Origin of the sequence: Gracilibacillus halotolerans (assembly GCF_014206945.1) — a bacterium.
In the GTDB taxonomy this organism is placed as follows: domain Bacteria; phylum Bacillota; class Bacilli; order Bacillales; family Amphibacillaceae; genus Gracilibacillus; species Gracilibacillus halotolerans.
In genome coordinates this window covers 20733-34983 of record NZ_JACHON010000014.1, presented here as the reverse complement: position 1 = coordinate 34983, position 14251 = coordinate 20733, and the positions used below count along the sequence as shown (strand labels likewise).

The window sequence follows — 14251 nt, the reverse complement described above, 5'->3', positions numbered from 1 at the left end:
CGAAACAAGAAATGCATATAACTTAAAAAGACACTGAATCGATATAAACCGATTCAGTGTCTTTGTTTTAATCTTCTTTGTTCCTAAAGGCGATCCAAAAAGCTAATCCTAATGCACCAAAGAGAACGAGAAAGGGAGCAACAAACATGAGGAAATCATTCATTAATTATCTCCCTCCTTTGGCTTCTTTCCCTGCACATATCTCTTATCGAATAAGAACAGTCTAAATAAAAGATAGAGTGAAGGAATTAGTAATGCAAAACCAAGAACAAATGTCACGATCAATGAGATGGCCATCGCCTGATTCGTAAATCCTTCGTATACAGTCAATTCAGGATATAGGAGATATGGGAAATGAGAAATTCCATATCCATAAAACGCAAGCGCAAACTGTATAATCAATAGCCATACCGCAAGACCATATTTTTTTCGCTTCCAGATAAGCAATACGGTTGCTATCCACAGTAGGAATGACAAGCCGAACATCCACCATAAATCTAGAATTTGATTATAAAACGCTGGGTTATGGAATCTTAGTTCATAAATAATCCCACTAGCTGCGATAATTAACGGCAGCGCCCATATTAACGCATATTTCCTCATTAGACCGGTAGCTTTTTCATCACCAGTTTTATTCGCATACCAAGTTAAAAACACCGCAGAAATGTAAAGCACGGCAATGATACTCAGTACAACAATGGACCAAGATAATGGACTCGTAAATAAAGCATAGTAATCGAGAGTAGGATTACCATTCTCCATCGAAACAAATCCACCTTGTGCAATTGTCAAAACGATGGAGAGAGAAGCTGGAATAAGAAGCCCCGATAATCCGTACATAAATGCGTACCCTTTGTGCCCTCTATTACCATACGTTTCAAACGCATAATAAGAGCCTCGAATTGCTAAAAGAATCAATGCAATACTACCCGGTATAAGAAAAATAGTACCGAAATAGTATGCAGTTTGCGGAAAGAAACCAACAATACCTACGAAGAAAAACACAAAGAATACGTTGGTGACTTCCCAGACAGGTGACAGGTAACGCTGAATAACATTCGACAAGATATGCTGTTTCTTTGTAATGATACTAAAAGCATTAAAGAACCCAGCACCGAAATCAATCGCACCGACAATGATATATCCAAATAAAAATGTCCATAGAACCGTCATACCTACAATTTCAAGTGTCATTTGCTATCACCGCCTTGAGTTGAAGCCAATTCATTCTCAACCGGGTTATTTTTAAAGATTTTACGAAGAACAACGACTGTACCAACTCCTAAAATGATATATAGCAGTAGGAAGAATATCGACATTAAACCAACATAATCACTTGTTGTAGCAGCTTCTTCTACCGTCATTATTCCACGGAGAATCCAAGGTTGTCGTCCAACCTCTGCCATCCACCAACCAGCTTGTATTGCTAAGAAGGATAGTGGTGCTCCTAGAACGATGAGCCAACGATACCAAGTAGACTGGATAAACGCCCAGTTTCTTGTCTTACCTATCCAATACAACAATGAAAGGAATATCATAAACATTCCAATAGTAATCATCGTGTCAAAGTAGTAATGAATGATAAGAGGTGGAGATTCCTCTGGTAGAAATTCCTCTAATCCAATTACTTCTGCAAATGGATCACCAAATGCTAGTACACTTAGTGCAAATGGAATACGAATAGCAGCTTTGATTTCATTGTCATCATCCAAGTATCCATAGAGAACTAAAGGTGCTCCTTCTTCTGTTTCAAAGTGCCACTCTGCTGCAGCTAATTTTTCAGGCTGGTACTCAGCTAAATATTTACCTGAGAAGTCACCAATAACAGCTGCTGCAATTGCAAAGATTAATCCAACCTTCATTGTTAAGTTCAGCGCCTTTTTATGATAGGCATGGTTGGAGCCTCTGATTAATTGGAACGCCGCAATCGCTGCAAGTAGGAAAGCAACCGTCATATAAGCGGTAACCGCCACATGGGCAACTTTCGTTGGCATTGCTGCGTTAAACATCGCCATAATTGGATTTGCGTTCACAAGCTCACCATTAATAAGGTCAAATCCTTGTGGAGCGTTCATAAACGAGTTCACAATTGTAATAAAGAACGCGGACATAAGTGCTCCGATTGCTACTGGGATTAAGAGTAAGAGGTGTTTACGTTGATCCTCAAATCTATCCCAAGTATATAAATAAATCCCTAAAAATATTGCTTCAAAGAAAAACGCAAATACTTCCATAAATAAAGGAAGTGCAATAATTTGCCCAGCTAATTCCATAAAACGTGGCCATAATAAGGACAATTGAAGGCCAATAATTGTACCAGTTACGACACCAACTGCAACGGTAACAACGAAACCTCTCGCCCATCTTCTAGCCATTAATATATAATGATCATCATTTTTCTTAATCCCAATCCATTGAGCAATCATAATGAAGAGGGGAACCCCTACTCCAATGGTTGCATAGATGATATGGAACGAAAGAGTGAGTAATGTTAAAAATCTACTAGCAAATACCGGATCATCAAATAACATCATCTATAAAACCTCCTTAACACCAATCATGGTGAATTATCTTGGTGTCCACACATATAGTGTTAGTTATTATCAATTTTAGAACGAATTATGAAAAAAAGACATGTCAATATTGGTAAAACTCTATGAAGTTATTGTGAACAATGTAACAATTCATAAAAAGTTTGAATTTTAATCCAAAAAAAGTGTAACAAAGCGATAAATGCCTTATACATAAAAGTACCCGGTATCTATCCACGATAACCAGGTACTCAAAAAGAAAATTTATTGGAAGTGTTAATTCAAGCAAAAATTTTTCACGACAATTCACGATAGGTAGTCGGCGATTGATTGGTTACCTTTTTAAAGTTTCGATTAAATGTCCTTAAATTATCATAGCCGCAATTAAAGGCAATTTCCGTAATCGATTGTGGACTGTTTCTCAATAAATAACACGCCTGGGATATTCGGTAATGGTTCAGATATTCAGTGAACGTCATGTTCATCATTTGCACAAATAACTTGGAAATATAGGCGTAGTCGTATTGGAGTTCTTTCGCAATTTTTTTTAGCGTGCAATCCGTACTGAAATGTTTACCCACATAGAAAAGGATTTTATGTAACACTTTCGTTTTAGTTGAATATTCAACAGGAATGAATTCCGTCTGATTTACTAATTGTCCACAAAGTTGATAGAGAAATCCCTTCTGTTGATAAATCGAATCGAGCTCAGACAAATTTGGGAGATGGTCAATATGCATCACATTATTTTCTGGAATTACTCCTTTATAGTTCATGAAAAAGTGACCAATAATCTCTGGAGAGAAAATAACAATCGATATATCCGATTGCTTCACCGTCTGAAATCCATGCATTTGATTATTAAACACAAAAGCAACGTCATTTTGATTCATTGTATACTTTCGTTGGTCAATTGTAACGGTTAGCTGGCCTTCATTGACAATAATTAATTCATACGCATGATGAAAGTGGAGGGGAAAGTCAAAATTTTGTAGATGAGATACGTGAAACACTTCTTTATCGTCTATTCCATGATGTTCAAAAAACGCCATCGCTGCAAATCCTCCTTATTAAAACACGAATATTGTCCAATCATATACGATTATTTGAATAGTAATAGTTCTTTCTCTTAACTATAATGAAGATAGTTGGAAATTGTAAAGGAGGAAGTATAATGGGACTAGAATATCATGTAGCGAAAAATGGTTCAGATAACGGACAAGGAACAAAGCAAGATCCATTTTTAACGATTAATAGAGCGGCTTCAGTGGCAGTTGCAGGAGATACGATTATTGTCCATGAAGGAGAATATCGTGAATGGGTGAAACCAAAGCACGGCGGACTAAGTGATCGCAGAAGGATTACGTACCAAGCTGCAGAAGGTGAAAAAGTTGTTATTAAAGGTTCTGAGCAAATAAAAGATTGGGAATTAGTAGAAGGCTCCATTTGGAAAGTCGTATTACCAAATGAATTTTTCGGAGACTATAATCCATATAAAGAGGAGCTTTTCGGCGATTGGGTCGTTTATAACCCAGGCAGACATCTTGGTGATGTTTATCTAAATGGCATGTCTTTTTATGAAGCAGAGGAACTAGAACAACTAAAGAATCCTGAAGTAAAAACAGAAACATACGATCATTGGACAAGAACAACTGTATCTGTTGTCAATCCAGAGCAAACAAAATATCTCTGGTATGCAGAAGTGGACGAAAAGAATACAACCATTTATGCTAATTTTCACGACTCTAATCCTAACGAAGAATTAGTTGAAATTAATGTTCGGAAAGCATGCTTTTATCCGGAAGAAACAGGTCTCGACTACATTACAGTAAGAGGCTTTGAAATGGCCCAAGCTGCAACACCTTGGACACCACCAACTGCAGACCAACCAGGATTAATTGGTCCACATTGGAGTAAAGGCTGGATTATTGAAGATAATATTATTCACGATTCGAAATGTAGTGCAATTAGTATCGGAAAAGAAGCTTCGACAGGACAAAATTTCCGTACGGTCAGAAAAGATAAGCCTGGCTACCACTATCAGATTGAAACTGTCTTTGCTGCACAGCATGCGGGATGGACGAAAGAAAGAGTTGGGTCTCATATTATTCGCAACAACGTTATTTATGATTGTGGTCAAAACGCAATCGTTGGTCATTTAGGTTGTATATTCAGTGAAATTTATAATAACCATATTTACAACATTGGTATTAAACGTGAATTTTACGGACATGAAATCGCCGGTATTAAATTACATGCAGCGATTGATGTACAAATCCATAATAACCGAATTCATGATTGTTCCTTAGGTACGTGGCTAGATTGGCAAATCCAAGGAACAAGAGTAAGTAAAAATATTTACTATCGCAACAGTCGAGATTTATTTGTAGAAGTAACAAGCGGACCATTTATTTTCGACCATAACATTTTCACAGCAGACTATGCGTTAGATAATCACGCGCAAGGTGGAGCATATATTAATAACTTAATTGCTGGTAAAATGGCTCACTTTAAGATGTTGGATCGCTCAACACCATACCATGTACCACATAGTACGGAAATAGCAGGATTTGCACCTGTTTATGGTGGAGATGATCGTTTCTTTAACAATATATTTGTTGGGAAAGAAGGCATCGACAGAGTAGGTACAGCTCAATTCAATGGGTATACAACTTCCCTTGATGAATATATCGAAAAGGTCCATGAAGAAGAGGGAGACCATGAAGTCTTTAACAAAGTTGAGCAGCCGGTTTATATTAACCAAAACGCTTATTTCCATGGCGCTGAAGCCTTTGAAAGGGAAGAAGTGAAATTAGAGGATAAGCAATTCAATCCTGAAGTCGAGATAATTGATAAAGGAAAAGAAGTTTATCTTTCTATCGAGCTTCCAGAGAATTTCGAGAGCTTCTTAGGCGATATTCATGAGACAGATACATTAGAAAGAACACGACTGTCAGATGCAGAATTTGAAAATCCTGATGGAAGTGACGTTATTCTAAATACAGATCTATTAGGAACTCAAAAAGAAGGTAAAAGTGTCCTAGGCCCAATTGCAAACTTAAAAGCAGGCAAGAACATGATAAAAATTTGGGGTTAAGTAACTTACCTCATAGAGCAAAAATGCTGCGATAATAATTATTGCAGCATTTTTACCTTTTGTAAGTAGTTAAAAAGTTATAAGCAATTAAGTTTTAAATAGTAGTAAAATAATACTATAATAATTCTGGGGAAGGCTATTTTATGTAGCTTTCCCTTATTAGATTTGTGCGAAATAGGAGAAAGAAAAAAAGAAACAAAAACATAGGGGGAAATTTATAATGAAAAAGATATTATTTTTATTTATAACAATTGTATTCGCAGTAACATTAGTAGCTTGTTCAGAATCAGAAAGTGTTGAAGGTGAAGTTGTTAATAATGACCAAGAAGAAACTACTACTGAAGAAACAAATGAAGTGGAAGAAGATTCTGGCACAGAGACACAAGACATTAACCAATCAATTGCAGATGATGAAAATGTTAGCATTACCTTACTTCGTATTGAAAAGATAGAAGATGACATTTTCGGAAATTCTATTGAGGTTGTATTTGAAGTAGAAAACAAGACGGATAGAACGCTTGAGGTTCAAGCAGATTCAGTATCAGCTGACGGTAAAATGGTAGATGAAACTATTTTAAGTATGAGCCAAGAAGTAGCACCAGGTAAAATAGCAGATGCTAAATTATCCTTCATGGAGTTTGAGGGACATGATTTCCCTGCTCTAGAACAAGACTTAGAGCTCACTCTAAATGTATTTGACTGGGATGACTTTGACTTTTCATTGGACTATCCAGTCTCCATTTCTTTCGAATAATATAATGTAGCATATACGCTTTCTCCGCCATCTTTTTAATGTATTTTTTTAACCAATCGCACAAATAATAGTAGTCATAAACTTGATGAATATTTTTGGTTAATTAACATAAAAAAGACCTTGGAATCATTTCAAATTCCAAGGTCTTTGCTCTTCAATCAGTTAATTTGGAGTCTACTTCTAAATCCTCAAGCTCCACTTTTGCCCATGATATAAACTCCATCAGCTGTTGGTCAATGAGCAAGTCTTTAACAATCTCAAAGTCTTCGTAATCAATCTTCTCACCGTGAGCGGCTTTATTGCGAATCCGGCGAATATTTTCGAGCTGTTCATACAAGTTATTTACATTTTCTAAGTAAGTTAGAGGATGTTTCAATATATAGTCATTTATTTTTTTCATCATCCAGTCTTCAGGGATAGACCCTTCCTTTGATTCAATGAGCTTCTTAAGTTCCCTTTCCAAAATACTCGTATAGGTCATAATTAAGCCACGATAGGAGATATGATTTTTAGATTTGTAAGGCAATGTTTTTTCTAAATACATCGCTGTAGCCAATTCATCCTTTGAGTCTTCCTCCAAACCATGTAAAGAGTGAGCGTATTTTCGATATTCATCATTTAGTTCGTCAAGTGCCTCCCACTCTATCCAAATTGTATCGACAGGTTCATCATCGTCCACATAACCTAATTCCCAATTAACAAGCTTCTCATTATTTTCTCCATCGGAATCAACATACAGAATTGCGCTAATCAGGTTTTCTCTATCTGGTATTCCTTCCTTGATCGCCTCATAACAAAATTCAGTTAATATCTTCATTGCACTATAATCCGCCGTATGTGCATCTCCTAATAATAGAAACTCACCAATATTCGCCTCTGCTATTGTTCGTATAAGGGTACGCTCATTTTTTGTTAGAGATGGAAAAGTTTCTGCTCTTTCTCTTATTAATTGAAGTTCCAAATGCATGTTTGGACTTCCTTGAGCAAGTAGTACTTCTCTATTGATATGTAAATAATGCTCCACCATATCGTCTGTTTGAGATAACTCATATAAATCCTTGGAATTCACTTGAATAAGATGTGGTTGAACATGTTTTTTGGAGAGCCAGATTATGATCTGCTCCAATTGTGCTAAAGCTAGTTCTCTTATACCAGCCTGAATGTTATGCGATGTTCTAGCAATATCGAAAGCTTCATTAGCTGGCTTAGGTATAATTCCTTTATTCAGTTGTTTTTCATCATATTTCAAGCAACATTTTTTATATTTTTTCCCTGAACCACAATAGCACGTTTCATTACGTCCGATGAGACCCAATAGAACCACCCTTTCTGATTCTATTTTACTAGAAACCTCCTATCGATGTATATACATTCGTTCGTTTATTATCCACGACGGTAGATAGAGCAAAACGACAGTCCATAGAGCACCCCCGACGGTAGATAGAACAGAACGACAGTCCATAGAGCACCCCCGACGGTAGATAGAACAGAACGACAGTCCATAGAGCACCCCCGACGGTAGATAGGAGGACACGACTCGTGATAGAGCAAATCCACTCTTGATAGAACCCTCACGACTCTCGATAGACCCAATCCACTCTGGATAGAGCACCCATGACTCTCGATAGACCGACTTCACTCTTGATAGAACCCCCCGGACTCGAGATAGAGCACGATCGACTCGAGATAGAACCCCCACGACTCGCGATAGACCCAATCCACTCTTGATAGAAAGCTCACGACTCGCGATAGGCCAAATCCACTCTTGATAGAACCCCACGACACGCAATAGACCAACTCCACTCCGGATATAGCACGTAAGACAAATAGTTAAAGAATTCCAATAATGGGTTCACAGGTTAAGTAGAGAATGGTACAATAAACCAAACATTGATCCTTCCTTTGGTGGTGTTACGATGAAAAGCATAATACATTATATACTCGGTATTCTTGTGTCCTTGTTATTAGCGTTATTTGTTTATCGGGATCCCAGTATGTTTGATATTAAATTAGCACTTGGTTTAATAGTAACTTTTGTGTACGGGGAATTAGTTTTTAGAAAAGGTTACAGCAATAAAATGCTAATTGTAGGTAGTCTAGGAATATTAGTAGTGGTTGTTACTATATTGTTTATAGCTAAAATGACTATCGGTATGCTTAGTGGCTTAGTTTTGATGTTTTATTTAGAAGCGATAAGTAAAAAGAAAGAAACCTCATCCAATAATCAACAAACAGCTCTAAAAATTCAATAATGAGGCTTAATTACGTCTAATAAAAATGGCTCTTGCTAACCGAACTTCCGTTAACAAAAGCCACTTTATTTTCTTAAATATTATTGTTCATCTTCTTCAGTATTCTGGTCGTCAGTGTTGGCTCCATCGTTGTCTAGAGCGTCTTCTGTTTCATCCACGCCTTCTTCGACGTTATCCATACCTTCATCGACGCCTTCTTCAACGTTGTCTACGCCTTCTTCCATTTCTTCACCAATTTCCTCACCTGCTGGCTCCTCACCAGGTGCTACATCCCCATCATCTGGGCTTTCTTGCTGATCATTTTGTTCTTGAGGTGTATCCTCTTCTTGCTGATCCTCTTCATTGTTGGCACAACCAGTTAATAGCGCAAAAGATACTAAAAATGCGCCAAGAATTTTCCATTTCAATTTGAACATATAGAATGCCTCCTTCTGTATTTTCCTCACTAGTTTTTCCTTAACAACAAATAATTATCCTACTAAGTGTAAAATTTTTATAAAACGGTTGAACTAGAGCCATAAAAATGGTACATTCATAAAGTGACTGACTGGTCATTCAAGAAAAACATAGTGTAAATGAGGTATATGAATGGATGAAAAAAAGGTAAAACTAATCGAAACTAGCTTGAAGTTATTCTCAGAAAAAGGATTCCATGCCACCTCTATTCAAGAAATCGCAGAACAATCCAATATCTCCAAGGGAGCATTCTACTTACACTTCGCCTCAAAAAATGAGTTGTTAGAAGAAATCTTCCGTTACTATGCGGAGCATATATTGGATAAGCTAATCAAAGCAACAGACCCTGAAAAACCAGCTACAGAACAGCTAACAGAGCAAATTACTTCCTTCTTTGATCTATTTAAAGACCATTACGAGTTTATCGTGATGCTTTTCCATGACAATCTTCAATTAGGTTTTAACAAAAATGAATATTTTGATGATTTACAACAAAAATCATTCGAATGGACGGAGCAGCATCTACTGAATATGTATGGGGAAAATGTGAAGGAATATGCTGTTGATATAGCGATTGAGCTAGATGGATTGATTGGCAGTTACTTAAAATGGATTTTTCTACATAAGCTTTCTTATCAATCAAGAGATATTGCAGAATCCATCGTTACAAAATTAGATTTAATCGTGAGACATGTTACAAAGGAAAGAACAAAACCAAACTTTACCGTTGATCAAGTGTTTGGTGCCGATATTGAGCAACGACAACTACAAGTAGAGCTGTTGTTCGAGGAAATAAAAAAGAAAATAAATGAACACCCCTCTCTTCAAAAAGACGCCTTACAAGCTTTAGAAGTGTTAAAAGAAGAGTGGATACAAGAAACACCACGTCCAATTATTATATCTACAATGTTAGAACATCTAGAACAGCATGAAGAATTGAAAGAGGATAGCAAGAAACTAAGAGATATTTGTTTAGAGAAAAGAAAGGGGACAAACTGAAAAATGAAAAAGTTAATCTTTTTACTAGCCATTGTGATGCTTACACTTGTCGCTTGTACAGAGAATGATACAGAAGATACAAGCGAACAAGAGGAAAGAGAAGTACCAGTAGAAGTTGAAGAAGTAACAAAAGGTAATCTCGATATGCAACGTACATTTTACGGTAGAACAACACCAAACGAAACAACACCTGTCATTCCGCAAGTAGCCGGTGAGGTTGATGAGCTAAATGTCGAGAATGGAGAAGAAGTAGAAAAAGACGATGATATTGCTACGATTAAAAGCGTACAAGGCAATATAAAAGTGGAAGCACCAGCTTCTGGTTATATTATTGAATTAAATGCGAGTGAAGAATCACTAGTGAGCAATCAGGAGCCGATGGCAGTTATCGTTGATTTAAACACGTTAACGGTACAACTGCAGGTTCCAGACGTACAACTTGATCTTTTTGAAGAAGACAAAGAAGTAACATTAAAGCTAGAGAGTGCAGCTGAAGAGACATATAAAGCAACAATTGAACATGTCTCCAAAACAGCGAATGAAGCGGGGCTATTCCCTGTCGAATTGTCTTTTGATAATGAAACAACACATTATCGCGCAGGGGTAGTAGCTACCGTAACAATGGAAGAAACCGTTGTTGAAGATTCACTACTTATCCCAACAGCAGCGTTAGTGGAAGAAAATAACGAAACCTTTGTGTATACCGTTTCAGAAAATACAGCGAAAAAGGTACCTGTTACGGTACAAGCAACACAATCAGAATTGACAGCAATAACTGGGGAACTTAACGAAGGAGATCCTGTCATTACATCAGGTCAGTTTACCTTGAATGATGGCACGAAGATTAAAACAGTAGGGGAGGAATAATCATGAAGCTAATAGAAACAGCGGTAAAACGGCCGGTTGGCGTTATCATGATTGTCCTTGCCATTATTGCGCTAGGAGTTATATCGCTCCGAAACTTGGCGATAGACCTATTTCCAGAGATCGATTTACCTATCGCAGTTGTCGCTACAAGTTATCCTGATGCGTCACCTCAAGAAGTTGAAAAATTAGTAACCGAGCCTATGGAAGGTTCATTAAGTACAATTCAAGGTGTCAATACGATTCAATCTCAGTCACAGTCTGGTTCTTCACTCGTTATCATTATGTTCGAGAATGGGACCAATTTAGATAATGCATTACTAGAAGTTAGAGAAAGTGTAGATGGGGTCAAAACGTTCCTTCCAGAAGGTGCAAATGATCCAAGTGTTCTTAGATTTAACCCGAACCAGATGCCAATTATGTGGGTAGGTTTAACAGGAACAGATGATAAAGCAAGATTACAATCGATTGCAGAAGATACAATTCAACCATACTTTGAGAGACAAAGTGGAGTAGCATCTGTTTCAATCGAAGGTGGTCAAGAACGTATTATCGAGCTAGAGTTAGATCGAGCCAAGATGAATCAATACGGCATTACACCTCAGCTCATTCAGCAATCTTTAGCAGGTGCTAATCAGTCTGCCTCGGCTGGTTCCGTTCAAAAAGGAGATCAGAATCTTCAAGTAAGAATTGCAGGAGATTACACATCTGTAGAAGATATCGAACAATCTATTATCTTTTCACCACAAGGAGCTCAATTAACGGTAGCAGACGTTGCAACATTGAATGATATTACTCAAGACAGCGGTAATTCGTTAGTAAATGGAAATACAGCTCTTGTGTTTAGTGTTATGAAGCAATCAGATGGTAATACAGTCGAAGTATCGGATAATATCCTATCTTCTATAGAAACTTTAAATAAAGATCTACCTGAAGACATACAGCTAGAAGTAGTAGTAGATACATCTGATTATATTAAGGAATCAATCAATTCCGTAATGGATAATATGATTTACGGTGGTCTGTTTGCATTGCTTATTCTGCTTCTGTTTTTACGAAGCGTACGTGCAACGATTGTAATTGGAGTATCAATACCAATCGCGATTGTTTCTACCTTTATCCTCCTATATTTCACTGGAGAAACATTAAACATTCTAACTATGGGTGGATTAGCACTTGGGATAGGGATGATGGTGGACAGTTCGATTGTTATACTCGAAAACATTGTTTCCTATAGACAGAAGGGTGCATCTTTAATTGAAGCAGCCAAAAAAGGAGCATCAGAACTAGCTCCAGCAGTTATTGCGTCAACTACAACAACACTCGTAGTATTTTTACCAATTGTTTTCGTTGATGGAATAGCTTCTGAATTATTTACACCATTAGCACTTACAATTGCCTTCTCGTTACTTGCTTCTTTAGTTGTTGCGGTAACATTAGTGCCAATGCTTTCATCTAAGTTATTAACAAAAGAAAAAGAGAAGCCGTACTGGTTTAATCGAGTGCTGAAAAAGGTTACAAATGGGTATGGCAAAATCCTAAGAAAAGCGTTACATTTCAGAAAAACTACCATCACATTAACGATTGTATTAATAATAGGAAGTATTGGTCTTACACCATTTATTGGAACGGCCTTTATACCTGAAGGGGACCAAGGTCAGTTAACAATTACGGTGGAAACACCAACAGGAACGACAAGTGAAAAGAACCATCAATATGCGATGGATGTAAACGAACATTTAGAAAAATATAATGATATTATCGATGTTAACTACGTTACGGTGAGTTCTGGGAACTCCCAAGATGCCGTGATGACTGGTGGTGCAGCGGCTAGTTACCAAATCGAATTAGTCCCTGCTTCAGAAAGAGATTTGACGACCGATCAAGTTGTATCCCAGCTTGATGAGGAATTTTCGTCCATTGCTGGTGCTGAAATTACGGTACAGTCACTTAGCTCTGGTGCGATGAGCTTAGGAGATCCTATTCAAATTCAAATATCCGGGCCAGAATCAGAAGTATTAGAACAATTATCGGATGAGGTCATTAATGCGATTGCAACAGTGGATGGTATTCATAATCCAACTTCATCGTTATCGGATACACAACCAGAAATGAATATTAAGGTAAATCGTGAATTAGCAGCGCAATATGGGCTTACGTATCAAGAAATCATGCAGCAAGTACAAATGACGTTTACCGGTCAAACGATTATGCAGTATCGTGAGAGCGGTGATGAAATTAATGTGAAGCTTGTTTATCCAGAAGAAGAACGAAGCACGATTAACGATTTAGAAAATGTTCTGATTCAAAATCAACAAGGAACACAAATTCCATTATTAACCGTTGCCGATTTTGAACAGGTTCAGAGCGCAGCAACGATTACACGTCAGAATCAGCAACGACAAGTGAATGTGTCCGCTCAAATTATTGACCGTCCATTAGGAAATGTGGCGACAGATGTAGAGAACGTATTAGCAGACATGAGCTTCCCAGAGGATTATGAATTTTCTTTTGGTGGGCAAACAGAAGAAATGGAAACAGCATTTTTCGATTTAAGCTTAGCTCTAATTCTTTCCATCTTCTTGGTGTATGCAGTCATGGCTGTACAATTTGAGAACTTCCTACACCCATTCATCATTATGTTCTCACTACCTACTACTGTAATTGGGGTTATCGTAGGACTGTTTGTTACAGGACAGCCATTGTCCATCACAGCATTTATCGGTATCATCATGCTGGCCGGTATTGTGGTGAATAATGCGATTATACTGGTCGATTACATCAATATTCTTAGACGACGTGGTATGGTGAGATTAGAAGCGATCGTAGAAGCAGGAAAATCTCGACTCCGTCCAATTCTGATGACAACACTAACGACTATACTAGCTATGGTTCCGTTAGGTTTAGGAATTGGTGAAGGTGCAGAGATGCAACAACCGATGGCAATCACTGTCATATTCGGACTAGGTGTTTCCAGCTTATTCACCTTATTACTTATCCCGGTAGTCTACACGTTATTTGATGGATTATCAGAACGAATTAAACGACTATTCACACGTAAAAAAGAAAAAGAAGCATAATGACAAAATCCCGAGCTGAGTCTCGGGATTTTTTTATCGTCGAATATTCGATAACTCTGCTCAACATTAGATTTCATGCTCCTAATATTAGATATCTTCTTTCAACATTTGATTCTCCTTGTCGAATATCAGATAACTCAGCCGAACATTAGATTCCACTCTCCGAACATCAGATAACTCCATTCAATATTTAATTCCTACTAACTAATGACTCTCCA

At 37.4% G+C, this 14251-nt stretch carries 12 protein-coding genes; 6 read left to right on the top strand and 6 right to left on the bottom strand.

Features of this window, described 5'->3' with window-relative positions; all coding sequences use genetic code 11:
* Window positions 1–67: 67 nt before the first annotated feature.
* From cydS to GGQ92_RS11940, 4 genes are all read right to left on the bottom strand, one after another.
* Window positions 68–163: a cytochrome bd oxidase small subunit CydS family protein gene (gene cydS, locus GGQ92_RS16710; protein ID WP_425486408.1), complete on the bottom strand. Its 96-nt coding sequence runs from the start codon at window positions 161–163 to the stop codon at window positions 68–70.
* Complete coding sequence (locus GGQ92_RS11950; RefSeq protein ID WP_184249096.1) at window positions 163–1194, bottom strand: cytochrome d ubiquinol oxidase subunit II; 1032 nt, start codon at window positions 1192–1194, stop codon at window positions 163–165. The genes cydS and GGQ92_RS11950 overlap by 1 nt, the downstream gene beginning before the upstream one ends.
* Window positions 1191–2531 (bottom strand): cytochrome ubiquinol oxidase subunit I, encoded by a 1341-nt coding sequence (locus GGQ92_RS11945; protein WP_184249205.1) that lies wholly within the window; start codon window positions 2529–2531, stop codon window positions 1191–1193. The genes GGQ92_RS11950 and GGQ92_RS11945 overlap by 4 nt, the downstream gene beginning before the upstream one ends.
* A gap of 296 nt (window positions 2532–2827) precedes the next feature.
* The gene (locus GGQ92_RS11940; protein WP_184249093.1) at window positions 2828–3583 is read right to left on the bottom strand and encodes a helix-turn-helix transcriptional regulator; all 756 of its coding nucleotides are present in this window, start codon (window positions 3581–3583) and stop codon (window positions 2828–2830) included.
* Window positions 3584–3705: 122 nt separating this feature from the next.
* Here GGQ92_RS11940 and GGQ92_RS11935 point away from each other — a divergent pair, with 122 nt between their 5' ends.
* A complete protein-coding gene (locus GGQ92_RS11935; protein ID WP_184249090.1) occupies window positions 3706–5628 on the top strand; it encodes a right-handed parallel beta-helix repeat-containing protein in 1923 nt (640 codons plus the stop codon).
* Between the two features lie 220 nt (window positions 5629–5848).
* Window positions 5849–6382 carry a hypothetical protein gene (locus tag GGQ92_RS11930; RefSeq protein ID WP_184249087.1) on the top strand — a complete coding sequence of 178 codons (534 nt, stop codon included), beginning with the start codon at window positions 5849–5851 and terminating at the stop codon, window positions 6380–6382.
* Between the two features lie 154 nt (window positions 6383–6536).
* On the opposite strand, the gene GGQ92_RS11925 is transcribed toward GGQ92_RS11930, so the two are convergent.
* Window positions 6537–7697, bottom strand: a complete 1161-nt coding sequence (locus GGQ92_RS11925) for an SEC-C metal-binding domain-containing protein (protein ID WP_184249085.1) — start codon at window positions 7695–7697, stop codon at window positions 6537–6539.
* A 601-nt stretch (window positions 7698–8298) separates the two neighbouring features.
* Here GGQ92_RS11925 and GGQ92_RS11920 point away from each other — a divergent pair.
* Window positions 8299–8634 (top strand): hypothetical protein, encoded by a 336-nt coding sequence (locus tag GGQ92_RS11920; RefSeq protein WP_184249082.1) that lies wholly within the window; start codon window positions 8299–8301, stop codon window positions 8632–8634.
* 80 nt (window positions 8635–8714) lie between these two features.
* Here the strand turns inward: GGQ92_RS11920 and GGQ92_RS11915 are convergent, their stop codons facing one another.
* On the bottom strand, window positions 8715–9050 hold the full coding sequence (locus GGQ92_RS11915; protein ID WP_184249079.1) for a hypothetical protein: 336 nt from the start codon (window positions 9048–9050) through the stop codon (window positions 8715–8717).
* 172 nt (window positions 9051–9222) lie between these two features.
* On the opposite strand from GGQ92_RS11915, the gene GGQ92_RS11910 reads away from it, so the two are divergent.
* The 3 genes from GGQ92_RS11910 to GGQ92_RS11900 are packed head-to-tail and all read left to right on the top strand — an operon-like array spanning window position 9223 to window position 14033.
* Window positions 9223–10089: a TetR/AcrR family transcriptional regulator gene (locus GGQ92_RS11910; RefSeq protein WP_184249076.1), complete on the top strand. Its 867-nt coding sequence runs from the start codon at window positions 9223–9225 to the stop codon at window positions 10087–10089.
* A 3-nt stretch (window positions 10090–10092) separates the two neighbouring features.
* Window positions 10093–10956: an efflux RND transporter periplasmic adaptor subunit gene (locus tag GGQ92_RS11905; RefSeq protein WP_184249073.1), complete on the top strand. Its 864-nt coding sequence runs from the start codon at window positions 10093–10095 to the stop codon at window positions 10954–10956.
* A 2-nt stretch (window positions 10957–10958) separates the two neighbouring features.
* On the top strand, window positions 10959–14033 hold the full coding sequence (locus tag GGQ92_RS11900; protein WP_184249070.1) for an efflux RND transporter permease subunit: 3075 nt from the start codon (window positions 10959–10961) through the stop codon (window positions 14031–14033).
* Window positions 14034–14251 lie beyond the last annotated feature (218 nt).

Excerpts from the sequence above, each read along its gene's own strand:
- GGQ92_RS11930 (WP_184249087.1), top strand. The coding sequence starts at position 5,849 with ATGAAAAAGATATTATTTTTATTTATAACAATTGTATTCGCAGTAACA.
- GGQ92_RS11945 (WP_184249205.1), bottom strand. The coding sequence starts at position 2,531 with ATGTTATTTGATGATCCGGTATTTGCTAGTAGATTTTTAACATTACTC.
- GGQ92_RS11935 (WP_184249090.1), top strand. The coding sequence starts at position 3,706 with ATGGGACTAGAATATCATGTAGCGAAAAATGGTTCAGATAACGGACAA.
- GGQ92_RS11910 (WP_184249076.1), top strand. The coding sequence starts at position 9,223 with ATGGATGAAAAAAAGGTAAAACTAATCGAAACTAGCTTGAAGTTATTC.
- GGQ92_RS11920 (WP_184249082.1), top strand. The coding sequence starts at position 8,299 with ATGAAAAGCATAATACATTATATACTCGGTATTCTTGTGTCCTTGTTA.
- GGQ92_RS11905 (WP_184249073.1), top strand. The coding sequence starts at position 10,093 with ATGAAAAAGTTAATCTTTTTACTAGCCATTGTGATGCTTACACTTGTC.
- GGQ92_RS11950 (WP_184249096.1), bottom strand. The coding sequence starts at position 1,194 with ATGACACTTGAAATTGTAGGTATGACGGTTCTATGGACATTTTTATTT.
- cydS (WP_425486408.1), bottom strand. The coding sequence starts at position 163 with ATGAATGATTTCCTCATGTTTGTTGCTCCCTTTCTCGTTCTCTTTGGT.
- GGQ92_RS11915 (WP_184249079.1), bottom strand. The coding sequence starts at position 9,050 with ATGTTCAAATTGAAATGGAAAATTCTTGGCGCATTTTTAGTATCTTTT.
- GGQ92_RS11940 (WP_184249093.1), bottom strand. The coding sequence starts at position 3,583 with ATGGCGTTTTTTGAACATCATGGAATAGACGATAAAGAAGTGTTTCAC.
- GGQ92_RS11900 (WP_184249070.1), top strand. The coding sequence starts at position 10,959 with ATGAAGCTAATAGAAACAGCGGTAAAACGGCCGGTTGGCGTTATCATG.